Here is a 24,129-nt window from a genome sequence, read left to right as displayed (position 1 = left end):
TCGCCGTACAGCTCCCGCAAGGAAGCGGCCAAACCGTCGATTCCTTTGCGCAGGTCCGTTTTTCCGCAAATGATATAGATGTTAAGCTCTTGGATATTGGGGAACATTGCCTGTCAACTCCTGGAGCACCACGTGCAGAATTGCCCGGTCAACACCGGTGTAAAACACGACCTCGGCGTCCTTGAGCTTCACTCGTGCCGCAACCTGCGGTTTGACCAGCGGCTTCGGCGACCGGTCGGTCACCTGGATCGGCACGATATCTTTGATTTGAACCATGAAAGGCCTCCTTGTTTACTTGATAAACCAAGTTTACAAGGAGGCCTGCACCGGGTCACGATACCTATGTCAACGACCGTTTACATCAGCTTGAACATATGTAACTCAAATTCGTGTAATCTACTATGTTAGCTGAATAGCTCAATACAAAAAAGACGCCCCCGCAGGGACGCCCTCAAAAAACAAACTCATTAGTCGAGCTTAGTCTTAGATTGTACTTCCAAATGCTTGTTGAAGTCATAAACGACCGGTTCGCCAGTAGCCATTTCCAAGTTCATGATGTCGGCATCAGAGATGTTCTCGATGTACTTGGTCAGAGCCCGCAGCGAATTACCATGGGCAGCGATGATGACGTTCTTGCCAGCAATCAGATCCGGAGCGATATGGTCTTCCCAGAAAGGAATAACCCGTTCCAAAGTGACCTTCAGGTTCTCGCCGCCAGGAATGATGCGGGGATCCAAATCAGCATAGCGCCGATCCTTGGCTGCTGAGCCTTCGTCCGTCGCCTTCAATAAAGGAGGCAGCACGTCGTAAGAACGACGCCAGATGTGGACTTGGTCAGCACCGTACTTGTCAGCAGTTTCCTTCTTGTTCAGGCCCTGCAGAGCGCCATAGTGACGTTCGTTTAAGCGCCAGGACTTCATTTCCGGAATCCATAGTTGGCCGCAGCCTTCCAATGCATAGTGCAGGGTCTTGATGGCCCGGGTCAATACAGAAGTATAAGCTTGGTCGAATTCGATGCCGCTTTGCTTCAGTAATTCACCAGCATGTTGGGCTTCTTCAACCCCTTTTTCAGAAAGGTCCACGTCAACCCAGCCTGTGAACTGGTTGGACAAGTTCCAGGCAGATTGACCGTGACGAATCAATACAAGTTTTGCCATTGTTGAAATTAACTCCTCGCCTTTTGAATTTACTCCTTTAGTTTACACGGAAACGGCATAAATTAATAGGGCGAAGCCCGTTATAAGTGGCCCAAAATCTCTTCTGCCATCTTTTTAGTATCAGCATCCGTGAATTGATTGGCAAACATCAAGACCCCCGCAGAATTAGTGTTGTATGCTTCAAAGACCGTGTTGAAGCTGTTTGGGAAGTCATCATATTGCCCGACCACCAGCCGCGTGTCTTCATCGAGATTGAAAAAGCCGCCGCTGTAATTGCCGTCATGGTCCGGCTGTTCCGTCAATTCTTTGAACTGCGGCCGCGTCAGCAAACGGCCATCGCTCAACGCCAATTGGAATGCCGCCATGTCTTTGATGGACATATACAGCGACCCGGTACCCAGCAAACTGGATAACAATTTGTGATCCAATTCTTCCGGCACATAATCTCGGCCGTTGTCATATTTGTACCCCTCAGCAACCACTGATCCCTTGGGAATGACTCGATAATCGTAGGTATGGGTCAGGTGCAGCGGGTCCAAAATGCGCTTTTTTAATGCCTGATTGAACGATTCGCCGGTCAGCTGATCCACAATCCCGGCCAGCAACACAAAATTGGCGTTCGTGTAATTGAACGACTTATCCTGAGTATTAGTCACTTCATGAACGGTATAGGCTAATGCCGCCTTGTCTGTCGTCAATTCGCTGGCTGGCGGCACCTCATCCATCGCCAATCCAGACGTATGGTTGAGCAGCTCGCGCACCGTCACCTGATCGGCACCGGTGATGGCCGGATAAAAGCGGCTCAGTTTGGTGGTGTAGTTCAGTTTGCCCTCCCGAATCAGCTGCGCGATCAGCGCGGTGGTCATCGGCTTTTCCATGGAGGCAATCGGAAATAACGTGTCCCCGGTGATCGGCTGCTTTGTCTGGGCATTGGCATAGCCGTAAGTCCGCACCGTAACCACCTGGCCATTCTTAATCGCCGCGATGGCTCCTTTAAAATGCGTCGGCGCGACGACCCGGTCGATCGCCTTATTCAGTGCGGGCCCGTTCAGCTTTTCTTCACTGACCGCTTCCGGCCGATCCAACGCCGCCCGCCACACGCCGATTCCGGCTAGCAGCAGCATGACCCCGCCGGCCAGAAGCGGCCACCATTTCTTCCGCATGGTGCTGACCCCCTAGTTCTTCCGCAGGTAATGGACTAGGCGGTTGACTTCCTTGAAGCCCAAGGCCTGATGGAATTCCTGGGACACCGTGTTGTCCATGGCCACATCGCTGCCCATGCTGCTGACGCGCTGACTGCGCAGCCAGCGGGCCGCTTCATTCACCAGCTGCGTGCCGATGCCCTGCTGGCGGCGATCCGGCAGGACGTAAATCCCTTCCAGATAACCGGTGGGCGACGTATCCGCCCCTTCCACGTAATCGTGCCGGAGCGTTACTTCACAAAAGCCGACCGCCTGCGTCCCATCCATCGCCAGCCAATAATGGCTCTTAGCCTGACGTACCGCGGTCTGGGCCGCAACGATCAAGTCCAGTAATGGATGCTCCGGCCATAAATCATGCTGCAGATCCGCGACTTGGCGGACGTTACTTTTTGTCACTGCTGTGATCTGAATCGTCATCGTGAACAGCCTCCTTGACTATTTTCCTAACTCTCTTCACCCGCTGGGGGCGCGGAATGCTCTTCACCCCGAGAATATCCAATAGGAAAGTAAACACCGGAATGCCCACAATCAACCCCCACGGTCCCATGATCTCCGGGGCAAAAATCAACACCACGAAGGTGAAGAAAACCGGCAGCTGAGTCCGGCTGGCCATGAACTTCGGGTTGAGAATATAGGCTTCCAGCACGTGGATCACGGCAATCATGATCAGAATATAAATGACATCCTGCCAGCCGCCGACGGAAAAGGCCACCAGAGACAACGGAATCAGGGAAATGATCACCCCGGCCACCGGTACCAGCGAGAAGAAGAACACCATAGCGGTTAAACTGGCCAGGTTGGGCATGCGCATGATGAACAGCGTAATGGCTGTGATCGTCGTGTTCACCACCGCGATGAACAGCTGTACCTCCATCACAACGCCGAACGTATTAACGAATTTTTGGGCGAAAAAATTGAAATCCTGAAAGAACCAGCCCAAGTCGCTGGTGAGAAAATTGTGGCCGAACCGCTTCAAATCGTCGATCTCCACTGCAAAGAAGAAGCTTAAGATGAAGGAAATGACGATGGCAAAGCCAACGTGCCCAATGCTGGTAATGGTGGCCACTACACCGTTCAAGCCGTTGTGCAGCTGATTGGCCAAGCCTAAGCGATCGATCCAACGGGAGAGAAAGCTCCACGTCGCGTTTTGATCAAACTCAGGACTGTTGTAAAACCGGATCAGCCCATTGATAACGTGGTGGCTTTCCCGGGCAATAATCGGCACGTAATGGGTCAAGACTAGATACAGCAGACCGATCACCAGCAGGTACAGCGGGCCGACCACCATCCAAGGCCGCTTAATGGGGAAGTGCCGGCGTAAATGCTGGAGCGACCGTACGGCCAGGAACGAGAAGATGAACGTGAGCAAAATCGTCGTCATTTGGCTCCGCATCAAGAACAGCAGCAGCGCAATGATAAAGAACACCGTCCACCGCCGCAACCGCACATTCTCCACAAACTTATCGTACATTCTCCAAGCACCCTGCCTTTTCTACTGTCAGTATACCGCTTCAACTCTCTTATACTAAAGCATGCGGCTTGAGGAAACATCATGCTTTAGTCGGTTTCTGGTAACAGTTTTGTAAGGTTCCACAGATGCTTCATCGAGTAATTACACTGTACAAACCAGTTTTTATCGGATATAATGTACTTATCAAATAAGTACGTAAGGAGGAATTCTATGCTGACAAAAACTAGGAAACAGGGTAATTCATTAACCCTGACCGTACCAAAGGAGTTTCAAATTCCCGAAGGCGAGACCATGGAACCCGAGTTAACGGACAAGGGCATTTTTTATCGGTTTGTCGATAAAGAAGACGACTTCTTCGATTTTACAAACGACATTCTAAAAGATTTGCTCGACGAAGGCTATGCCGGTACTGCACTGCTGGATGAGTTTAAGAAGCGGAAATCAGCTATTCCTAAAGCATTCAAAGAAATGCGTACCCATACTACTGGGCATATTATGACCCGTGAGGAGTTTGAAAAAGAAGTTGGCCTATAATGTTAAGCCCGAGCCCAGAGTGCTCAAATACGTGAAGAAAATAAAAAACCGAGAACTCAAAAAATTGTTCACCACCGCGATCTACGAGGATATTGCCAACGATCCCGAAATTGGTGAAGAAAAGGTCGGCGATCTAGCAGGTTACCGGGTTCTCGGTTTTAAATACGCAGACACGTCCTATCGAGTTGCCTACATTATCACGGAGGATGTAATCGTTGTGGTGATTTTAGCTGGCCCGCATGAAAACTTCTACCGAGACCTCAAAAGTATCAATCGCAAGTCGAAGTCATAACTGACTTGCAGCGCTGATTGCACCAAATCATTAAAATCCAAAGACGGCGTTATCATACAACCAGCGTTTGAGGTTGGTGGCATCGCCGTTTTTGTCATACTGTTGAAGTCGTTGCATGTATTCCGCCAACTCCTTTTCCGGAACGACCAACAGCCCTCGCTGATCCGCAAACATCAACGCATTCGCCGCAATCATCGCGGTTCGTTTATTACCATCTAAGAAAAGCTGTGCGCGGGAAAGCCAAAGCAGCAAGGTAATGGCTTTATCCGTGGTCGTTGCCTCGCTTTGCACCAAATCTGAAAATTCACGCTTCACCTGTGTCTCATCAGGGATTGCCGGTTGATACATCATGTCCGTTAACGGCACGACAACCGGTTGTACTCGAATTTGACCCGCCCCAGACGCGCCGGCCCCGATGACGAGCAAATTGATCTTCAATAACGCCGCAAAACTCACTTCGCTGATATATTGCAAGGACATCGCATAGTGATACGCGTCGCGCAAATTCAAGATCGTACGAATTTCACTCGGTTTAGCCTGAGTGCCGCTCAGATCTGCCAAAATAGCCTGAGTGTCCAGCAGCGTTGTGGACAACCCTGCAACTTTGCCAGCCAGACAAACCAGTTGGGCAAAGTTCTTCTCAACTAAAATGTCTTCCCCGTCCCGACTCATCGCGAACTTATCTGCCGCCATGCTCCTCACCTCCTGACAACTATAGTCTACCAAATCTTCCGGAGAACATTACCGCTTCGTGTCTTTCCCACTTTCACCATTCCCGTTCATCCCTCGCCGTGCTATCATGAGCAAGTCGGTCTACCAACCAATTTTCCGACCGACTGGGGAAGGTTCAGTGTGCGGGCCAACAAACTCCGTACAGGCGCTATCATTTGTGTGTTTTTCTTCATTGTGTCGCTGGCGTTCCATCTCATGTTCATCGTCAGCAACCGCATCATTTACTATAATCCCACGGATACGATCTTCCATCTGACCCGGATCGTCGGGTTAGAAAATGTCTGGCAAAGTCCCGTGAACTTCACGACTTTTGCCCACCACGGCACGGCGATGAATCTCTTTTACCCGTGGCTCACGCTGTATCCGGCCTATTGGCTGTACAGTCTCAGCCGCAATCTGGTCTGGGCGTACCATGTTTACTGCTGGCTGACCACGTTCGCCACCATGCTGATCAGTTATTGGGCATTCCACACCCTCTGGCCAAAGCGGGAACGGGCGATTGTTTTTGCGCTGCTGTATGCGCTGAACCCTTACCGCATCAGCGATATTATTGCCCGGGGCGCGCTGGGCGAAGTGATCGCCATGACTTTTCTGCCCATTCTGCTGGTCGGTATCTGCCAGATCCTGCGCCGGGATCCGCGGCGCTGGTACATTCTAACCATCGCCATGGTCCTGACGGCTTACACCCACAATCTGTCGCTGCTGATGAATGCCGTGGTGATCCTTGTCGCTCTGCTGGTCACCTGGCCGCGGATGACAGATAGAAAAGTGCGTCTGCTGGCCGTGCTGAAAGCTGGGGCGGCATCAGTGCTCCTGTGCCTGCCCAGTCTGCTGCCGATGGCCCAGTGGAGCCGGGCCAATGCCCTAATTATCCCATCCGCCCAGCGGGTCTACAGCACGCCCTTGGGTCAATTGCTCACGGCGACCGGACTGACCGATGCCTTCACCAATAATATTGGTTTGATTTTTCTCGTCATCATGATCATTCTGCTGGTTTTCAGCCGCCGGCTCAACTTAACGGATCGCGTCCTCCTGGGGACCACCAGCCTGTTCCCCTGGGGCTGGCTGGCCTGGACGCCGCTGATCAAGATCCAGTTTGCTTTCCGGTTGAACTGCTACATTTCTCTCCTGCTGGCCTACTTGGCGGCTAAAAACTACCCGGCGCTCACCCAACCGCACCGGCCGTGGCTCCCCTGGGCCGCCCTCCTCGCCGTCGCCGGGTTAATGGTCGGAACAGACCTGACGATGACCACCACCGCCTATGCCCGTGCCGCTAATCGGCAGGTCGTTCTGACAAATAAGCGGCTGGCGTACCTCACGCACTATTACAACCACCACGATTACGGTAATGCCCACTACCGGGACCATCCGTCAATTATTGATAAAAACATCTTCAAACTCTACAACCGGCGGGCCTGGCCGCGGAATACGATCACTCCGAATACGTATACGATACGCATCGCCAACACCAGTCTCACCCAGGCGGTGTTCACCATCCCGGTGTATCACTACGCCGCCCAGCGGGTCACCGTGAATCACCACGCCAGCCGCGGCGTGCTGAACAAGTCTGGCACCACCGACGTCCTGATCCCGCCGGGCAAGAGTGTGGTGCGCCTCACCTACCATTACGACCGGCTGATGCTGGCCAGCGCGGCAGTATCGCTGATCACGTTAATCAGCCTGCCGGTGCTGATCCGCCGGCACATCATCTAGTGCAATCAAAATGGGCCTCCGCCAGGGAAGCCCATTTTCTTATTGATTAAATTCCCGGATTCAAGCGGATCTGCAGCGGCGGTACCGTCAGATCCACGTCCGGCATCATCATCCAAGTGACGGTGGCCGAGTCGTGATCCGGCTGGTGCAGCAGGTACAGCTTGCCGCCCAGCAGGCCGAAGACCAGCAGATCGCCGCTCTGGGTACTGATGATGTAGCTGGCGCCCTCGACCACTTTCGCCGGGGATACGACGAAGACATATTGCATCAACGCCTGCTTGCTGCCGTCCTTATTGATGGCCTGGTAATCCGTCGGCTTGACGCCGGCGCCGTACATGTCGGTGAAGTCCACCGCCACTTGGCCGACGTTTTGCCGATGAGCGTCGCTGATGGCGCCGATCAGCTGCATGAAGTCCGCGTTGCTTTGTACCGGCGCCTTCTGAATACTCCGGTACGCGCCCAGGGTGTTGGTGTAAATGGTCGGAATGCTCGGTGCGGCGGCGTCCGCCTTGCTCATTGCCATCCCAGTCTGCACCGGCCCCAAGCCTTCCTTGGGCCACGGCGTGTAGTCCTTGGAATAATAGATCAGCTGGGCGTTGGTGTTCTCGATCCGCGCGCGGGCCAGATTGATATTATCCCCGGACTTGCCGTTGGTCCACAGCGTCACCCGCTGGGCCAGCCGCCGTGCCTGATTCTGCCCGTGGACGGTGTAGTCCACCGTGAGCAGATTCTTCGGGTTCAAGTATTCCTTACCATATAACGATTGCAGCTGACCGGTGGCCAGACTGTAAGAAATGACCGCCGCCTTGTCCGCATCCTCGGGCTTGGTCGTATTCAGCACCGTCACGGCATTTTGGTACGTGCCGTTGGCATTCACCCTGATCTGGCCGGCACCGACGTTTTTACCAACGAACATGCGGTAAGTAAAGGTGCCGACAAAGGCTTTATCTGCCACCGGCTGAGCCCCCGTATTGACGTCCACCAGCGCGCCCATCAGGCGATTGGCCAGACTGGACGTATCGCCATTGGCGCTTTGGCCGCCGTTCTGGCTGCTGCCGGTATTGGCAGTGGTCTTCTTCTGCTTCGTGTTCTTCAAGCGAACAAACCGGTACGGCTTGCCCTGATACTGTACCGTGTAGCCGGAGACGGCATAGCCGTTGGCCGTGCCGGTGTAGCCGCTTTGAAAGGTCAGGTTGATGGCCTGGGCGGCGGCGATGTGCACCGTGTTCTTGGTGGTATCGGCCGTATACTTGGGGTTGGCAAAGTCACTGTTCAGCTTGTTCTCCCCCGCGGTCTCGCCCACTGCATCCACGGCCTTGACGACCGCGTCCGCTTTGTTGAACTGCAACAGCAAGACATTGCTCTTGCCCTGGCCGCGGTACAAATACCACGTTGTATCCGCCCGCTTCAAGACCGGGCCCACCATACTCGCCGGCTGGCTGCACGCACTGGCCAACACCAGTACCATCCCCAACAGCGCCAAAATCCATCCCCATTTTCGCCGCAATATGATTTCCTCCATTTTTTCTACTTACTACTATTCTATCTTACTGCAAGCAGAAATAATGTTTAGAAACAACGAAAATCATTAGCGAATGCTGATACTGCCGTCCTCAACAGATCCCTTGACGGTAAATTCCGGCGCAGCGCCGACTTGGCCGACCCAGCGGTGTTTGCCCTGCTTGGTGAAGATCGCTTCCGCCGGCACATTGGCATGGCCGTCTTCCCGGTGCAGATTGAAATTGTACTGAGCTGCGGTGGGCAGATCCACCCGGACGTTGCCGTCTTCGCCGGTCACGGTGATATCGCCGGTGACCTGGGTGAAACTCCCGGCAAAGCGGCCGTCTTCTAAGGTAAAGTCGCCCGCACCGGTGAACTGCTCCAGCGTCAGGCTGCCGTCTTCATATGACGCTGTAATTGGGTTCTGCACGGTCGTCTGGTGGAAAGCCGCCCGGCCGTCATCGTAGGAGAGGTCCAGATTAGTCAAGATCACATCGGTGGCTTCCAACCGGCCGTCGGAGAAGGACACGTCGGCATCGCGAGCCCGGATCACCGACCAGCTCTGGTTGCCGTCATCGCCGGAGATCGACAAACTGCCAGCATTGACCGTGTCGAGCAGGAGATTGCCGTCGCCGCCGTCAAAGCTGAAATCATCGCCCGCCTGGACATTAGTCACCTTCGTGTTGCCGTCGTCCACATGAATATTCGTACTCGGGAAATTCAGATCGGTCAAACCGATATTGCCATCATCGCCGTTGATGTTCAGATCACTGCCGGCAATTTGGGTAACTTGCAGGTTGCCATCATCAATTTTCACCGCCACGGACCCCAGCGTCCCCAGTTCATGCAGTGCCATGTTGCCGTCGTCGCCGTTGATCGTCAGGTCTCCGGTGAAGCTGGTCGGGACGCGCAACACGGCCCGGGCGTGGAAGCCCCAGCTCAATTCGTTGATCCGCAGGGTGAACCCGAAGTGGGAGCGCCGACCGGCTTGAACGCCCACTTCATCACCGACACGGGTCATCCGGGCATAGCGATCCGGTTCATCGGTGGTCATGTATTCGATTAGGGTGAAATCCGCCGCGCCGGTGGGCTGCAGCTCCAAGTCATCCGGATAATTAATGGTCACCGCTCCGGTATCCGCCCCCGGCACCGTTAACCGCTGCACTTCCGTCAGCCGCTGGTCCGGCTTGTGGACCGGCATCGGCGGTACAGGCATGGGCGGTACCGGAGCAATTGGTGCTACCGGCGGCACCGGACCCGCCGCATTCGGCAGCGGCTTCGGCGCGGGGGCCGGCTTCTTTGTCGTCCCATTTTCTTCATTAACTTGCTTCAGTAATTCGTCCACGTCGCCGAATTCCTGGAAGGCGGCCGTCACGGCCTCCTCTGCCGTCTTGCCGCCGGCCATCTTCTCCGCCGCCGAATCCCGCAAGTTGCCGAACAGCTCCGCAAAGAGGTCCTTGTTGTCAGACGTCTGGGGATATTGGTTGAACGACTTGTTCAGTTTTTGAATAATTAATACATCACGATCTGCATTACTCATGATTGATTGCCACCTTTCCAAGAATCAAATCATCCATCACATGCTTCGCCGTGGCCCAATTCTCCTGGGCCGCGGTCAATTCTTCTTTGCCCTGAGACGTGATGCTGTAATACTTGCGCCGGCTGCCCTGGGTCTCGTCCCCCCAGTAGCCGGTGATGCTGCCGTTTTTCACCAGCCGGCGGAAAACGGTGTACAGGGTTGCTTCGTTGATCGTATACGTCCCATCGCTCAGGGCCGTGACATCTTTGCTGATCTGGTAGCCGTAACTATCCCCTTGAGCGAGGATATTCAACACGATCGTGCTGGTGTACCCGCGGATCATGTCGTTCGAAATGTGCGCTTCGGCCATTTTTTTCCGACCTCCTTTGCTCTGTCTAGATACATCATACCACACATTACTCTTTGTGGCACAGTACTATTCAAAAAATATTGATTGTAAGACGAACGCTGCGAAAGTAACCTTTTTCTTGCCGAAAATCAGCCTCGGGCTGTAGCCCGTGAGCCGCTGAACGGGCTATAATAAGAGAGGTAGATGGTGGAACGGAGGCAGATCCATGGGAGAGAAGAAAAAACACGTGGCGCTCTGGTCAACGGGCGTGATCGCGGCGATCATGCTAGGGGGCGCGACTGTAAGCGCTGTACCGCGTCGTTCGGTGCAAGCCGCGACAACAACGGAACAAACGACGACGGTGTGGTCAGCCGCTGCCGAGCGGTTAGCAGCGACTGATTTATTACCAAATGCTGTCGTGCCCGTCACTTGGCAAACCCCTGTGATTCAGCAAACTGGCAATACATTAACGGTGGATACGCAAACCACTTTATTGAGTTTGGTTAAAAACGCACAAAGCAGTACGGCGCTCACGCAGGCCTGGCAGCAAATCGGCCAGCAGATCGGTTGGCGCTTGGCCATGACCATGACCCGGGTCACAGCGGATCAGCTGCCGGCGGATAGCGCGGCGGTGCTCGCCTATGATGCCAGTCCGGTGACCAGTCTTTTCAGCAGTCAAGGCGATTCGGACTACGCGGCAGTTCTGGTCCAGGCCAACGAGGAGTGCACCGCTATCGTTTTAGCCCCTGCCCTGCAATCTTTGCAAAGCGCGGCCGGCCAGCAAGGCTGGGCCAATCTCGGCATCATCAACGCTAACTTTGCCGTGACCAGCTAGCCCTTAAGCAGCTTGGTCGCGACCGCCAGCAGCCCCGCGGATCTCAATAACCGGGTCCAGCAAGTCTTGCAGCAATTGACCCAGCGCATGGCCTTGCAAGTCACTGACGGCTTGCAGCCCCAGACGCTGCCGGATGGCGCTGCGGCGCAACTCGCCGCCTTTCTCAAAGAACCGGCCCAGGGCAGCGGCCAAACGATTGGTGCGGCCTTGACCGCTGCTAATGCAAAAGCCCAGTTCATTGTCGGTCAAACTGTCCCTGATTACAGCCAAATCTTTACGGCGTGGCAAAGTCTCTTGACGGCCAACAAGCCGGAACAGGGTGTTGACGGCGATAAACACGATACCGCTGGCGATGGCCAAGACAAGGATCCCAGCGATCCCACACTGACCGTGACCACTGGTGATGGCCATGATACATCCGGGTCAACCGCGGCCGGTTCCGATACAACACCGGTCGTGCCCACTCCCCCGACATCGATTAGCGATGATAAGAAGCCCAGCAAAGAAAAAGACAAAGGCGGGGCCGTACTTACGGTGCAAACGGACGACCAGGATGTATCCGCTAAGGCGGCGCCAGCAGTGAAAACCACCAAGGACGACCGGAAAGTCGTCGTCCTCAATGAACGGATCACCTCGATCCAATATGACAATTACAACGGCGCGGCCGCGGCCGGTCAAAATACTCTGCCCCAAACCGGCGAAGCCGCCAATCAGGATCACTGGATCAGCCTCACCGGTTTCCTGCTTCTTGGCCTGGTCTTCATTGTCGCCAGGAATCCCCGCCGCCGTATTGATTAATTTGTGATATACACCACCATCTGGTGCTCAGCGAACGTGCTGGGCCCTTTTTTTTGCCGATTTTTTCTCAGGCAACCGTTAGGCAAACGACTTTTACTAAATTCCTGCTTCCAGCCAATATTATTTTTGATCCGTCAAAACACCGTTAAACCCCGCTACGATAACGTTTACAACGGCGGTCTAGACATATTTCATACAAGTAACGTTAACTGTAATGGTCCGATGTTGATTCTGTAACGCTCCTGCAATAAAAAACCTGTAGTATCGACACTGTTGTTAAGCAAATCTTAAACGATGCGTTCACGAGGAATCATCCACGTCCAGTCGGACGAATACAAGAAAACGTAAGGGGAAAACTACTACTATGAAAAAGTCAGTTGTCACTTCAGTCATCGCCGCAGCACTTCTCGGAACCGCCATTACTACCACTGCTCATTACACCGCCCAAGGCAATTCGGACAATGCCATTGTGCAAGCCGCCACTGTCAACGCTGTTAAAGGCGATATCGTCTGCGTCAGCAACTCTGTACACTCCGCGGCTGGCTTCTATAAGACTCCGGATTCTGTCAACGGTCAAAAGACGCAATATGGTGCCTATGGTTCCCGTTGGACGATCTGCAGTGTGACCACTGACAGCAACGGTGTTACTTGGTACCTGTTAGGCACCGATGCTTGGGTGAAGGCTAACGACGTATTAGTTGAAGGCAAGCAGACTTCCCAAGATGTTCAATCCGTCATTGACTTAGCTTACAAGCAATTAGGCAAACCTTATGTTTGGGGTTCTAAGGGTCCTTCCAGCTTTGACTGCTCTGGCTTGATGTACTACCTGTTCAAGAACGCAGCCGGCACGAACATCGGCGGCTGGACTGTTCCTCAGGAAAGCGCTGGGCAACAAGTTTCCATCGGTAACTTACAGGCCGGCGATCTGATCTTCTGGGGTTCTCGCGGTGCCACTTACCATGTTGGGCTGTACATCGGCAACGGTAAGTACATCCACGCGCCACAACCGGGTCAAGATGTCCAAGTTGCTTCGATTTCCAGCTACTTCCAACCTTCCTTCGGCGTTCGCGTACTTTAATTATCGGCCGAATACCAATACTTCCTTTCAGTCGCGTGCTTCGGTGCGCGGCTTTTTCTGTAGAGAGCGCCGGCCGACGGTTAGAAGCTCGTTTGGGGCAGTTGACCGACCAAAACCGTTATATTTGTACTGTTGCCCACAATGTATTTTTGGTACACTGAATGAGAAGAAATTTTTCACTGGGGGAGTCAACTATGTATATCGTGCAAGTCATGACCAATAAAGGCACTGACGGCGACCTGATGGATAATGTCACCCGGGTCTACTTCATTCTTCTCGATGGCACTAAGAAACAATACATCGGCCACGAAATTGCCGGCATCATTACCGATGGCGCGCCCAAGGGTCCTTACGCGGATTTAGTAGTCGCGACCCCCTGGGAAGAAAAGAAATATGGTCCGGGGTGGCATGTGGTCAATATCGAACCGGAACCATTGGAAGGCACTAAAGTGGCTGGCATTGATGATGCCGGTTAACCAACGGTCTGCGAAAAGGCGCCTCGCATTTTTTGCGAGACGCCTTTTGTCTATCCTGGCCTGCTATTGGATGATCACATATTTCCCTTGCAGCCACTGATCGCCGCCCAGGTTGTAATACGTCTGACCGTTGATCTTCTTAGCCTTAAACACCGCCCAGCGGGTGCCGTGCTTTAATACCCGGCCCGGAATCACGCGCCCGGCACCGGTCCACATAACCACGCCGTAATTTGGCACGTAATTGATCTGGGCCACAGCCCGGAAGTCGGTGACTTCACCCTCCCCGACTGAACTGCCGCCCCCGGTGGCCGGCGGCGGGGTGCTGGCCTGGTTGAATGTGCCCTTGTTGCCGGCAACCCATTGATTGCCGCCCAAGGTAAACCAAGTCGATTCGTCGCTCAGGGTGGCTTGCTTGTAAACCGACCAGCTGGTGCCCGCGGTGAGACCTTTTAAGAAAGTCCCGTCGCCCGGCTGATTGTGCAGAATCGCACTGCTGGTCAAGCGCAGCGTCCCGGTCACATTCTGATTCCGCGTGATTGCTGGGGCTGCAGCCGGCCGCGGTTCCGTCGACACAATGGACGAAATGACCCAGAACTGCCCCGTACCGCTGGCGTTGGCCATTAGATACATTGACGTCCCATTAGTGGTCGTCGCCTGCTGAGTGATCCGGTACGCGTTGCCGTTCTCGCTGGCGCTCGTCCCTGCTTGGGTGAACCCGGCGTCGGTCAGATAGTACTTGCCGTTGGTGGCGGTACCATTGATGACACCAAGCAAGTCCACCGACTGCTGATTAGCCACAGTGTCAAAAATCGGCTGGCCCGGGTTAGCGCCATTACCGTTGTTGTTCCCGCCGCCATCATCGCTGAGGGCATCATATTTCTGCTGGACTAAGGCGGCGAACTGGTTCATATCGTAACCCCACTGCTTGAAATAACCGATGGGATCCGTATGATCTGTCCCGCCCAGCCAATCGCTGACAGCGTTGTGGGACCAAATGGTGCCCGCCCCATCATTGTCGGCCAGATCAACACCCATCCCGTATTGCTTCAATAGATAAGCAACGTAATAAGCATAATTATTGATTGACGCCGCGAAGTCTTCGTCCGAGTGCTCCCGCACCAGCTCCAGCTGGATAAACCGGGCATTGGCCGCCGGTCCAGCGCCCCAGACGCCGTAATCAGTGGGATGAACATTGATGATCCGGGAATGGTCCACGAAGGCATGCACATAGGCATACGTTGTCGGCCAAGCCCGCTGCATATAGGCAACTTCATTGTCGATCGTTGAGGTGCTGTTCGCCGTTTCGTGGATGACGATCCCCTCCGGCCGGCCCACCCCGTTACGGTAACCAAAGTATTTGGTAAACGTGGTGGGATAGGTCGTAATTTGAGGATTGGCGAAACTTTGGGCATTAATGTCTCTATTGCTCACGGCTGCATGAACGTGGTGCAGCCCGACTACTGGTGTGGTATGGGTCATGAGCGGCAAAGCAGCCGCGCTTAGGGCAGCGGCACAGGCCAAACTGACCAATGTCTTGCGAACGTGCATGGGGATTCTCCTCCTCAAAATGAATGCGCTGCAAAAGCACCGCAATAAAAGCTTAACATGTCCACCGATGGCTCACAATGGATATTGCGCACCTGTAAACAAACTGTCAAATCGCTTCCAAGCGGCGCAAGCGAGTTCGTAAAGTGGTCCGCACCGCGCGTAATGAACGAACGGGCACGCCGGTGGCGGCGGCGACCTGAGCTAGCGGGATACCCCGCAGCCAGTGGTACTCGACCACGGCCCGTTCCCGGTCCGTACCAGCCAAAGACCGCAAGGCCTGAGTAATAGCAGCCAGTTCGGTATCGCCGGCTAAAGGCAAGTTGGCCAAAGCCGCTTCGTCGTGCTCGATCCGTTCCGTCAGCCACTTCTCCCGGCGCAGTTTATCCAAGAGCAGCCAGCGGATTTTCTGATAGACCTGAGCCCGAAAGGCATCGGGGTCGGCACCCCATAATTCGGTGTGCGTATCATAGAACGCCGCATACGTCAGGATCGCGTCCTGGACCAAATCCTCCCGCTCGGCGATGCCGATGCGGTACGTCGTGTGTTTAATAGCCCCATTGATCAGCGGCATGGCCGCCAGGGCGGCAAGAAAACCAGCGTCGGTGATGGTTTCTGATGTTGTGGACAATACATTTCCTCCTCGGATAATGGATTGCCCAAGCGCTTGAGCTTCATTAGCATAGCAAGTGTTCATCATTGGACCAGCATCGTATTCTCGGCATAAAATCCTATTTTATCAAGTTTTGCTCATGTGTACTTGAAGTTTGGTCTACTTCAATTACTGGTCTAGTCCAATTTTTAGCAGGAAACTATTTTTTTCGAAAAAGGGCAAAAAAATACCGTGTCGGTAAACTCGACACGGATTTCTACGATGACAATGATGATTAGCGCAAAATAATGTACTGACTGTCGATCCACTGGTCGCCGCCAAGGTTATACCACACCCGGCCGTTGTAAATCTTCCGTTGATACAATTGCCAGCGGGTGCCATGCTGCAGATAGCGGCCAGGAATGACGTGGCCGTTATTAGTCCAGATAGCGATACCATAGCCCGGCACATAGTTGATTTGGCCTACACCGCGGAGGCTCGTGACCGATCCCGGCTGAGTCAATGTCACATCATTGCCTTGGACCCATTGATTACCGCCCAGATTGTACCAGAGCACGCCGTTCAAATTAACAGAGCGCATGGCCTTCCAGGCCGAGCCCGCTGGCAGGACTCGCCCAGTGCTGGTGCCGTTACTGGTAAAGTCATCATACACAGTGGCCCCATTAGGCCCAGCATAAATGGCGGCATTGATCGCAGTGTATTGGGTATCATATTGCGTCAAGTTCCAGTTGGTGATTACCCGATTCAGCTTGGTACCGTAGTCTGGTGCCGTGGCGTAAGTACCGGTGAGGGCGGCTGTCGCATCTTGGTAACTGGTCGTATTTTCGATCCAGGTGCCCTGATAACGTACGGGATCCCAAGAAACGCCATTGCGCAGCTTATCTGCATTGTCTTGGAAGGACGCCGTGAAATTCGGGTACTGGCGAAAGGCAGCTTGCACCGTGACGTACTTGCCCGCGTTCTTATCCCACTCCAAAGTCGGGAACGTCACCGACGCCCCATTGTAATCACCCTTGATGCCGAACAAATTGTAATACGGCGGCAGTGACAGCTGCGACGAGCCGTAACCGGATTCAAGAATGGCCTGCGCCATCATCACGGACGTGTACAGGCCATTGGGCTGGGCCGTGGCCATCGCTTGGTTGGCAATCGACAAAACGAATTGGCGCTGCTGCGCAGTGGCTAAAGTCGCCGCGGCCGTCACGGGCTGGCCGGCAGCCGCGGATGTATCCACTGCGGCATTGACCTTGACCTGCGGCACAGCGCTGGCGGTGGTGCCCACAACAGCAGCTAACGCGCCCGCGACCAATAGTTTCTTTAACTTCATTGGGCTAGTTTCCTCCTCAAGTAAACTTCCGTATTCGTGAACAAATACACGGTACAAGATAACTTTATCAGTTCACCGGGAAGCGCTCAACTGAAAAGCAGGTTTGTCACGACATTGTTAACTGATTGTCGCTTTCAAGCGGTGGACTAAATGGGCGTGACTGCGAAGACCATCGCCCAATCAACTTACAAAACCGTTAGCCCCCCACTAGGGGTTATCGGTTTAAATTTGCAACCCTTTTCGTTACGATAGAATGTAGAGATGGTACGTACCATCGCCGCTTGTGAGGGACAGGCGGTACGCATGTTCAATCTGGGGGGATTATCATGAGAAAACTCAATACACATTACTTATTGCTGACGGCATCCACCGTGATTGCCGCCCTGACCCTGATCTTCGCTGGCGGGTTCACCGTCATCGGCCATCGGGGAGAATATTTTAGCAATCGCTACGGGACTGTGGAACACACTTTCCGCTCCTACGACAACGCCTTAACGGACGGCGCGGATTGGTTGGAAATCGATTTGGAACAGTCTTCCGATGGGGTCTTGGTGATCAGTCATGACCCAACCACCAACCGGCTGTCTGGGGTCAATCACATCATCAGCCAGACGCCCTGGTCCACATTGAGCCAGCTGCCGCTGGGGAATAGCGGCGAAAAGATTCATTCATTGGAAGAACTGTTCCAGCATTACCGCAACGACCAGCGGGCCAAATTCGTCATTGAAACACGTCGGGTCAACGGACAGCTCACCCAGGAGCGAGAGCTGCTGCAGATGGTGGCCAAATACGGCATGCAGCACCGGGTCTACTACGAATCCTTCGTGGCCCCGTCGCTACAATTGATTCGTGAACTTGATCCCAGCGCGAAGACGATGCTGCTGACGAATACGAAGCATATCGTCACGCCGGAGTGGATCGCCAGCATCCGTACATCACCAGCTTTGGAACTTACTGGGATACGTTGGATGGTGCCGGGGTTAATGCAATTCATGCCGCCGGCAAGCAGGTGTACCCGTGGTTCAATACATCCGAGACCGGCGATGCCGCCCAGGACGTTATTTCTCTAGGAACCGATGGCGTGATCACCAACTGGACGTTCAAATACCGGCAGCTGCGCGGTAAGGAACCACTGCCCAAGGGGACTAAGTTCCGGGTTTCTGACAGCACCATGCTCTACGCTGGCGCTGGCGCCCACGCCGCCAATGTGTGGACATTGAATGCGGGCAGCACCTGGACAGCTTATAATCGCATCACCGACCGCGGTATTACTTGGTATGAATTAGGCGGCAATCAATGGGTCCAAGCCAAGGGCGGTGCCCTGCTGGACCCGACGCGGCGCAATCAAGTCGTCCATCAAAATGCCATCGTGAAAATTCTGCATGGAGCGGCGACGATCTTTAATACGCCGTCTGCAGGCCGAACCAGTCTGGATCGGCGGCCAGCGAAGACAGCCGTTGGCGGACGTTTGGCTATTTGTATGATGGTAAGGATGTTTGGTATCAAGTCGGCACTGGTCAGTGGATCAGTCAACACTAAAGAGTTTGAATCAATCAGCACTGGCAAATTACTGCCGGTGCTGATTTTTGCTTGCTCAAAAATAAAAAGACGTCTTCATTTTGCTCTGCCTAGTGATACGCTATACTTGTTGGTAATTAATGGTTGGCTGTCCAAAACTGATTCACCAGAGTGGTGGCATCTGAGGAGGAATTTATATGTCTATGAAGAAATCGAAGCGCTGGACACTGGCAGCGTTTCTCGCATTGTTTATTGCTTTATTCGGTTTCAATTCCGTTGCTCAAGCCACGACTTATGGGATATTCGCGGATATCTCCAGTCATCAACCGGATGATGTGGTATTCTTCAAAAATCTGGCCACTAATCAAGTTGCCGGGGTCGTCGTGAAACTAACCGAAGGCAACGGCGGCTATGCAAACGACGAAGCGGCCAACCAAATCGCGGCTGCCCAGGCGGCGGGGTTGAAAGTCAGCGTATATCACTATGCCTGGTATAACGGTGCCGATGAAGCCCGGGGCGAAGCCGACTTCTTTGCTAGTCAAGCCGCCCAGCTGGGCTTGAGCAAGGATACACTGATGGTAGATGACGTGGAAAATAGCGCCATGACCAATCCCTATGACGACACCGTGACGTTCCAAAAAGAACTGGCAAGCCTCGGTTATTCTAATCAAGCTACCTATTCCATGGCCTCCTGGTTCTGGAAAAACAAACTGCCCCGCAATTATCCGATTTGGGTCGCCAATTACGGTGTCGATCAGCCAGGTGTAGATAATGCCGCCGCGTGGCAATATACCAACAACTTCAATGGCCAGCATGTCGATATGAGCTATGATTTTTCTGGCATCTTTACCACCGGCAGCACCATCACATCCCCGCCAGCGAGCAATAATGCGGATGGCGGTTCAACGACCACGCCGCCGGTGAATCCGGACCCGCTGGCCAACACCACGCCGCCAGCCAGCATGTCAGGAATTGCGACGATCAATTACATCCCGAATTACGGGATCGCTCTGTGGAACGGCTATGGCGCGAATCGAACGTACGCTGGGCGGACCTTGCTGACCGGGACGAAATGGAAGGTGCTCGCCCAAACTTATGCGGCTGGCGAGTATTGGTACAATCTCGGCGGCAATCAGTGGATCGAGGGCCAGTACACGAATATTGATACCGGGACCATCGGGGTACCGGCCGTCAATAGCAACGGCGCGTCCAATTCCAAAGTCGTCACGATTAAGTATGTACCGAATTACGGAATCGCGTTGTGGAACGGTTACGGAACCAGCCGGCAGTATGCGGGGCGAACCCTGATGAATGCGACGAGTTGGGCGGTCTTCGGTGAAAAATATGTCGATGGCGGGTTCTGGTACAACCTGGGCGGCAATCAGTGGATCGAAGGACAATATACGACGAGTCCGAATGGATTGCCGGCGTTTGAATAATCGTCTCTGAACGATATTGAGTCTTGTTATCTATAACCAATCAGCTTCGTTCGCCGCTAAATTATCGGTTTGGACGGAGCTGTTTTTTCATCCAATCGGTTTTGGTCTATGCAGATGGGCATTGTGCATTGATAGCCAAGTGGAAAACTGATAGGCTGATATTGGTCAGCTAGTAGGGAATACCAATTTAAGGAGAGATGATTTCCATGAAGAAAACAGTTTTGACATTGCTAACCGCGGCCGCGCTGGGTATGACTGCTTTAGCACCATCTGTTCTAACTGCTGCCACTCCCGTCATGGCAGCTGTCCAAATGACTCATACGCAAGGAACAGTCCGCGTGACCGCGGCTGCCGGCGCACAGGTTTACTTGGATACCAGTTTCACCCAGCCCATTAAGGGCAAAATATTGGCTAAAAATTCCACTTGGCGGTTTTCTGAATCCTTTGGTGAAGGAAATCCAGATAATCCGATAAATGCCGGCTTTGGTTTAGGTGGCAAACAGTATGTGAAGTGGGCTGATGTGCAGACTTTAACTTCTGGTTGGCCAACCAAGGGAACCTTTATCGTCAACGTTCAAAATCATCCCGCGTGGGCAACGGTGCTTTACGATAGAAACCTGAAGCCGATTCGCTCGTTACCGGCCCAAAGCCGCTGGACGGTTTTTGGTCTCTATCAAGTATATGGTCAGGGCGGCCGGTACGTTGATCAATATTATGATCTGGGTGGTCAGCAATACGTTAAATTTGTTTCCTACTCTACGCATGATTTGAGTTCTGGCCAATTTAACGGGACATTCAAATAAGTGAATCACCCGAGGATCGATGGCCCATTGTTTGATGCATTGTGCTTAGCCGCATTATCAAACCTGCGCCGCACATGGCCGATGCCGTCAAATCGACAAGATTCCAGAAATTATCTGGGAGGAGAATAACTCATGAAGAAAACAATTTTAGCTCTGCTTACTGCTGCTCTGCTGACCGGCGGGACAATTGCTGCTCCCATGAATACGACGGTACCGACCTCCGTTGAAGCCGCCACCCTGCAAGCTGATGCGGCCATCACCCCGCTCAAGGGTACATTGCGGATCGTCTACAAACCCGGTTATGGTATTGCCCTATGGAACGGTGTGGGCAGTACCCGCAAATATGCTGGCCGAATTCTTCCAGATCAATCTAGATGGCGGTTTTACAAGGTCGCCGTCACCGGCACAGACACTTACTGGTATAATCTGGGCGGCAATCAATGGATTGAAGGCTATTGCCTGACTTTTCTAGACAGTGAAGATAATTCGTATCATATCGTTTCCCGGCGCGGCGTTGTTCGGGTTCCTGAATCGCCAAAAGGAAGCATCGTCAACTTGACGATGGACAAAGGAAATCCGCGCAGTGATCAGTCCGCATGGTACGGTTTCGTTCCATTCAAGGTTGGCTCCACTTGGCAATATTTCCACATCGCCTATCCGCGAAGCAAATACCAAAGTGTGAAATATGATCTCGGTGGCGGCCAGTGGGTCAGCAGTCTGGAAGTTGTCAAATAGTCGGTTCAATTACCCTTTCCAAGTGCTGCCTCATGATAGTTAATCAATCAGCACCCGCAGACTGCTTGGCAAAACAGTTGCGGGTGCTGTTTTACTGTTGACGGCCACTCTGAACAGATATTGGAAATTGTTATGTTCTGCACCTGTTAACGTCGCTCTCAGATTGATATACTTGTGACGAGTTCAATTCCAAAGGAGGGCTGATTGATTATGAAAAAATACGCATTCACCTTGTTGAAGAAAAAAGTCTTTGCTTTATTAGCCGCCGTGATGTTGGCTGGCGGTGCCCTGGTCGCCACAAGCGCAATTGCCCCAGTCGCGGTCCACGCCGAACAACCAGTGGAAACAAACGGCTATTATCAGGAATATCCACTCAATAAAATCGTTGCCATCGCCAAGGCGTCTGGCAGCCAAGTCTATTCTGATCCAGCGCTCACTAAACCGATCACGGGTAAGGTTTTGCCCAAGGGCAGCCGGTGGTAAACAACTCGCGAAGTCTTCTCTGTGGCCACGCCCCATTACTTCGCCTATCGTCTCGGCGGCAAGCAATATATCGATAGCACTGACGTCGTTACACCGACTAACCGTGGCGTCTTTACCGTCAATGTCCCCAATCATCCCAGCTGGGGAACTGCGGTTTATAACGACCAGCTCAAACCATTACGCATTTTGAAGGCCAAGAGCAAGTGGCAAGTCTACGATACGACTAATTTTAGTGGGATCACTTACTACGACTTGGGCGGCCATCAGTATGTGAAAGCCGGTAACGGCACCTTCGTACCGCACTATTAATTCATGGCACATAGAGGGAGAAAATCACATATGAAGAAAACAATCGTCACCCTGCTCGCCGCGTCACTCTTGGCCGGCGGCGCCGTGATCATTACCAATGATCTGGCATCAGCCCCAGTCCAAGCTGCCACTGTCACCAAGGACGGGTTCAAAATGGCGCCGCTTCTTGACGCTCAAGTCGTGGTAAACAATACCAAAGGCGCCCAAGTTTATTCTGACATCGCCATGACCAAGCCCATTCAGGGGAAAGTGCTGGCCTTTGCCTCCCGCTGGGTCGCCACCGATGCCGTGACCACCGACACCGGTTATCGCCGCGGCTTCCGGTTGGGCGGCAATCAGTATGTGAAGTTGGCCGATGCCAACTATTACACCGTCAAGGAACGCTTTAACGGCGTGTACACCGTCTCCGTGTTGAACCACCCCACTTGGGGCACTGCGGTGTACAACCGCCAGTTCAAGCCGATCCGGATTCTGCCGGACCAGAGCAGGTGGCGGGTTTACGGCAGCTACTTCCTCCACGGCAAGACTTATTTCGACTTAGGCGGTCAGCAATATATCAGTAAAGAGTACGGCGCCATGGAGGTCCTGGGCAACTGATTCATTCGAATGTCATGGAATCCTTGGCCGATGCACTGTTCACAGTGCGGCCAAGGCTTTTTTAACTCATGAGGGGAGAAATGGAATGCACGAGAAACGGAGATATTTCAAGCAATTGATGTTGAGCGGTGTGCCGTCAATATTGGCTTTTATTGGGGCGATCATCGCGCCGATGATTTGGCTCAAGCTTGCTTTCGTTGCTGCAACGGTTGGCATCTATGCGGTTGTGGCCTAGCGATGATCGACAACGATGACTTTCATGAGCGAATCGGAGCATCCGTTGAAGGGCTGAAGCGTGCCGGACTGGTTCCTAAGTCAATCAGTGTTAACGGTAAGAAAATGAAGGATGATCAGTAAAACGCACGTCTCCGAAATATCCCTAAGGCGGCCAAAATAGGTAATTCAAGCTTACGGCCTTAAAAAATATATATCGCTTTCCCACGGGCCTCCGTTGTATAATCACCAAGAAAGGAGTGAAGATTCATGGCCACGTATAATTTTACCGTCCGTTATTATGGCAAGGCATTAGACGCCCATCGTATTCCTGTTCGTGACCTTGCCCCTTCTCTACTCGCGCTATCGGAAGCCTTCCAGGAAATTCAACATATTCAGAACCCTACAGAACCGGATCTCTCGCTTGACATTCAAGCATCCGATAATGGCTCTTTTCTTGTCGATCTCATTTTAGCTAACGGACCAGATCTCCTCAACCGGGCGATGAACTTGCTCAATAGCCAACCTTCCACCGCGTTGATCAATCTAAGCGGGTATGTTGCTCTTTTTATTGATGCTGTCCAATTAATCAAAAAGTTGGCTAGGGTGTGTCTGAAAATTACTTAAGCCATACCCATATTGCTGCAACGTAAACCGCGCCCAGAAAGACATGCGCGAGCTTATCATAGCGTGTGGCTATACGCCTGAACTCCTTCATCTGGTTGAAGAAGCCTTCGATTAGATGTCGCTCCTTGTAAAGATAGAAGTCGCACGGCCAGGGGTTCACTGCATTGCTTTTGGGTGGGATTGTGTAGTATCCCTCCTGAGACGTGATGAAGTCTCGTAGCGCCTGCGTCCCGTACGCTTTGTCCGCCAGGACATTGACGCTCT

Annotated in this window: 29 protein-coding genes and 1 pseudogene; 17 read left to right on the top strand and 13 right to left on the bottom strand. The window is 53.1% G+C overall.

Annotation, left to right across the window (positions count from 1 at the left end; all coding sequences use genetic code 11):
• Positions 1–81 precede the first annotated feature (81 nt).
• The 5 genes from H627_RS0112175 to H627_RS18200 all read right to left on the bottom strand — a co-directional run bounded on the left by H627_RS0112175 (position 82) and on the right by H627_RS18200 (position 3,830).
• Positions 82–276, bottom strand: coding sequence for a hypothetical protein (locus tag H627_RS0112175; protein ID WP_027827606.1), 195 nt, complete (start codon positions 274–276; stop codon positions 82–84).
• Positions 277–467: 191 nt separating this feature from the next.
• Positions 468–1,157, bottom strand: a complete 690-nt coding sequence (locus H627_RS0112170; protein WP_027829176.1) for a 2,3-diphosphoglycerate-dependent phosphoglycerate mutase — start codon at positions 1,155–1,157, stop codon at positions 468–470.
• An 80-nt stretch (positions 1,158–1,237) separates the two neighbouring features.
• The gene (locus H627_RS19405; RefSeq protein WP_051225407.1) at positions 1,238–2,320 is read right to left on the bottom strand and encodes a serine hydrolase domain-containing protein; all 1,083 of its coding nucleotides are present in this window, start codon (positions 2,318–2,320) and stop codon (positions 1,238–1,240) included.
• Between the two features lie 12 nt (positions 2,321–2,332).
• Positions 2,333–2,776, bottom strand: coding sequence for a GNAT family N-acetyltransferase (locus H627_RS0112160; RefSeq protein ID WP_035440907.1), 444 nt, complete (start codon positions 2,774–2,776; stop codon positions 2,333–2,335).
• Positions 2,742–3,830: an AI-2E family transporter gene (locus H627_RS18200; protein ID WP_035440905.1), complete on the bottom strand. Its 1,089-nt coding sequence runs from the start codon at positions 3,828–3,830 to the stop codon at positions 2,742–2,744. The genes H627_RS0112160 and H627_RS18200 overlap by 35 nt, the downstream gene beginning before the upstream one ends.
• 210 nt (positions 3,831–4,040) lie before the next feature.
• Between H627_RS18200 and H627_RS0112150 the strand changes: the two genes are divergently transcribed.
• Together H627_RS0112150 and H627_RS0112145 are read left to right on the top strand one after the other, a co-directional pair.
• Positions 4,041–4,364, top strand: a complete 324-nt coding sequence (locus H627_RS0112150; RefSeq protein WP_027829174.1) for a hypothetical protein — start codon at positions 4,041–4,043, stop codon at positions 4,362–4,364.
• Positions 4,354–4,656 (top strand): type II toxin-antitoxin system RelE/ParE family toxin, encoded by a 303-nt coding sequence (locus H627_RS0112145; protein ID WP_027829173.1) that lies wholly within the window; start codon positions 4,354–4,356, stop codon positions 4,654–4,656. Before H627_RS0112150 ends, H627_RS0112145 begins: the two co-directional genes overlap by 11 nt.
• Positions 4,657–4,686: 30 nt before the next feature.
• On the opposite strand, the gene H627_RS0112140 is transcribed toward H627_RS0112145, so the two are convergent.
• The gene (locus H627_RS0112140) at positions 4,687–5,349 is read right to left on the bottom strand and encodes a Fic family protein (protein WP_027829172.1); all 663 of its coding nucleotides are present in this window, start codon (positions 5,347–5,349) and stop codon (positions 4,687–4,689) included.
• 198 nt (positions 5,350–5,547) lie between these two features.
• On the opposite strand from H627_RS0112140, the gene H627_RS0112135 reads away from it, so the two are divergent.
• Entirely contained in the window at positions 5,548–7,101 is a 1,554-nt protein-coding gene (locus H627_RS0112135) for a putative glycosyltransferase family protein (RefSeq protein WP_155827923.1), read from the top strand.
• Between the two features lie 46 nt (positions 7,102–7,147).
• Here the strand turns inward: H627_RS0112135 and H627_RS0112130 are convergent, their stop codons facing one another.
• The 3 genes from H627_RS0112130 to H627_RS0112120 all read right to left on the bottom strand — a co-directional run bounded on the left by H627_RS0112130 (position 7,148) and on the right by H627_RS0112120 (position 10,490).
• Complete coding sequence (locus H627_RS0112130) at positions 7,148–8,608, bottom strand: hypothetical protein (protein WP_027829170.1); 1,461 nt, start codon at positions 8,606–8,608, stop codon at positions 7,148–7,150.
• 81 nt (positions 8,609–8,689) lie between these two features.
• Complete coding sequence (locus H627_RS0112125) at positions 8,690–10,141, bottom strand: DUF4097 family beta strand repeat-containing protein (RefSeq protein WP_027829169.1); 1,452 nt, start codon at positions 10,139–10,141, stop codon at positions 8,690–8,692.
• Entirely contained in the window at positions 10,134–10,490 is a 357-nt protein-coding gene (locus H627_RS0112120) for a PadR family transcriptional regulator (protein ID WP_027829168.1), read from the bottom strand. The genes H627_RS0112125 and H627_RS0112120 overlap by 8 nt, the downstream gene beginning before the upstream one ends.
• 205 nt (positions 10,491–10,695) lie before the next feature.
• Between H627_RS0112120 and H627_RS0112115 the strand changes: the two genes are divergently transcribed.
• The 4 genes and pseudogenes from H627_RS0112115 (at position 10,696) to H627_RS0112100 (ending at position 13,656) form a co-directional block, all read left to right on the top strand.
• Positions 10,696–11,304, top strand: a complete 609-nt coding sequence (locus H627_RS0112115) for a hypothetical protein (RefSeq protein ID WP_027829167.1) — start codon at positions 10,696–10,698, stop codon at positions 11,302–11,304.
• Positions 11,305–11,316: 12 nt separating this feature from the next.
• A complete protein-coding gene (locus tag H627_RS0112110) occupies positions 11,317–12,102 on the top strand; it encodes an LPXTG cell wall anchor domain-containing protein (protein ID WP_027829166.1) in 786 nt (261 codons plus the stop codon).
• A gap of 724 nt (positions 12,103–12,826) precedes the next feature.
• Positions 12,827–13,180: pseudogene (locus H627_RS21005) on the top strand (C40 family peptidase); the annotation flags it as partial.
• A gap of 194 nt (positions 13,181–13,374) precedes the next feature.
• Positions 13,375–13,656, top strand: a complete 282-nt coding sequence (locus tag H627_RS0112100; protein WP_027829164.1) for a hypothetical protein — start codon at positions 13,375–13,377, stop codon at positions 13,654–13,656.
• A gap of 63 nt (positions 13,657–13,719) precedes the next feature.
• On the opposite strand, the gene H627_RS19400 is transcribed toward H627_RS0112100, so the two are convergent.
• From H627_RS19400 to H627_RS20825, 3 genes are all read right to left on the bottom strand, one after another.
• Positions 13,720–15,204 (bottom strand): peptidoglycan recognition protein family protein, encoded by a 1,485-nt coding sequence (locus tag H627_RS19400; protein ID WP_051225406.1) that lies wholly within the window; start codon positions 15,202–15,204, stop codon positions 13,720–13,722.
• A gap of 106 nt (positions 15,205–15,310) precedes the next feature.
• Positions 15,311–15,832: a sigma-70 family RNA polymerase sigma factor gene (locus H627_RS0112090; protein ID WP_027829163.1), complete on the bottom strand. Its 522-nt coding sequence runs from the start codon at positions 15,830–15,832 to the stop codon at positions 15,311–15,313.
• A gap of 256 nt (positions 15,833–16,088) precedes the next feature.
• Positions 16,089–17,141: a glucosaminidase domain-containing protein gene (locus H627_RS20825; protein WP_051225405.1), complete on the bottom strand. Its 1,053-nt coding sequence runs from the start codon at positions 17,139–17,141 to the stop codon at positions 16,089–16,091.
• 326 nt (positions 17,142–17,467) lie between these two features.
• Between H627_RS20825 and H627_RS18185 the strand changes: the two genes are divergently transcribed.
• From H627_RS18185 to H627_RS0112035, 10 genes are all read left to right on the top strand, one after another.
• Positions 17,468–18,211: a glycerophosphodiester phosphodiesterase gene (locus H627_RS18185; RefSeq protein WP_035440903.1), complete on the top strand. Its 744-nt coding sequence runs from the start codon at positions 17,468–17,470 to the stop codon at positions 18,209–18,211.
• Positions 18,106–18,993, top strand: coding sequence for a hypothetical protein (locus tag H627_RS20715; protein WP_258457772.1), 888 nt, complete (start codon positions 18,106–18,108; stop codon positions 18,991–18,993). The genes H627_RS18185 and H627_RS20715 overlap by 106 nt, the downstream gene beginning before the upstream one ends.
• 1 nt (position 18,994) lies before the next feature.
• On the top strand, positions 18,995–20,098 hold the full coding sequence (locus H627_RS19385; protein WP_051225403.1) for a GH25 family lysozyme: 1,104 nt from the start codon (positions 18,995–18,997) through the stop codon (positions 20,096–20,098).
• A 206-nt stretch (positions 20,099–20,304) separates the two neighbouring features.
• Positions 20,305–20,901 carry a hypothetical protein gene (locus H627_RS0112065; RefSeq protein WP_027829162.1) on the top strand — a complete coding sequence of 199 codons (597 nt, stop codon included), beginning with the start codon at positions 20,305–20,307 and terminating at the stop codon, positions 20,899–20,901.
• 132 nt (positions 20,902–21,033) lie between these two features.
• The gene (locus tag H627_RS0112060; protein WP_027829161.1) at positions 21,034–21,636 is read left to right on the top strand and encodes a hypothetical protein; all 603 of its coding nucleotides are present in this window, start codon (positions 21,034–21,036) and stop codon (positions 21,634–21,636) included.
• Between the two features lie 210 nt (positions 21,637–21,846).
• Positions 21,847–22,119, top strand: coding sequence for a hypothetical protein (locus H627_RS0112055; RefSeq protein WP_027829160.1), 273 nt, complete (start codon positions 21,847–21,849; stop codon positions 22,117–22,119).
• 21 nt (positions 22,120–22,140) lie between these two features.
• Positions 22,141–22,428, top strand: coding sequence for an SLAP domain-containing protein (locus H627_RS0112050; RefSeq protein ID WP_027829159.1), 288 nt, complete (start codon positions 22,141–22,143; stop codon positions 22,426–22,428).
• A 30-nt stretch (positions 22,429–22,458) separates the two neighbouring features.
• On the top strand, positions 22,459–23,025 hold the full coding sequence (locus H627_RS0112045; protein ID WP_027829158.1) for an SLAP domain-containing protein: 567 nt from the start codon (positions 22,459–22,461) through the stop codon (positions 23,023–23,025).
• 85 nt (positions 23,026–23,110) lie between these two features.
• A complete protein-coding gene (locus H627_RS20150) occupies positions 23,111–23,260 on the top strand; it encodes a hypothetical protein (protein WP_155827921.1) in 150 nt (49 codons plus the stop codon).
• Between the two features lie 248 nt (positions 23,261–23,508).
• Positions 23,509–23,865 carry a hypothetical protein gene (locus H627_RS0112035; protein ID WP_027829157.1) on the top strand — a complete coding sequence of 119 codons (357 nt, stop codon included), beginning with the start codon at positions 23,509–23,511 and terminating at the stop codon, positions 23,863–23,865.
• On the opposite strand, the gene H627_RS0112030 is transcribed toward H627_RS0112035, so the two are convergent.
• The coding region (locus H627_RS0112030; RefSeq protein WP_027829156.1) for an IS5/IS1182 family transposase at positions 23,858–24,129 on the bottom strand (272 nt) is incomplete at its 5' end. The two genes, H627_RS0112035 and H627_RS0112030, sit on opposite strands and share 8 nt — an antisense overlap.

This window comes from Schleiferilactobacillus harbinensis DSM 16991, from assembly GCF_000425885.1.
Taxonomy (GTDB): domain Bacteria; phylum Bacillota; class Bacilli; order Lactobacillales; family Lactobacillaceae; genus Schleiferilactobacillus; species Schleiferilactobacillus harbinensis.
Note: the sequence above shows the minus strand (reverse complement) of the source record. Positions and strands in the feature narration are given on the sequence as shown.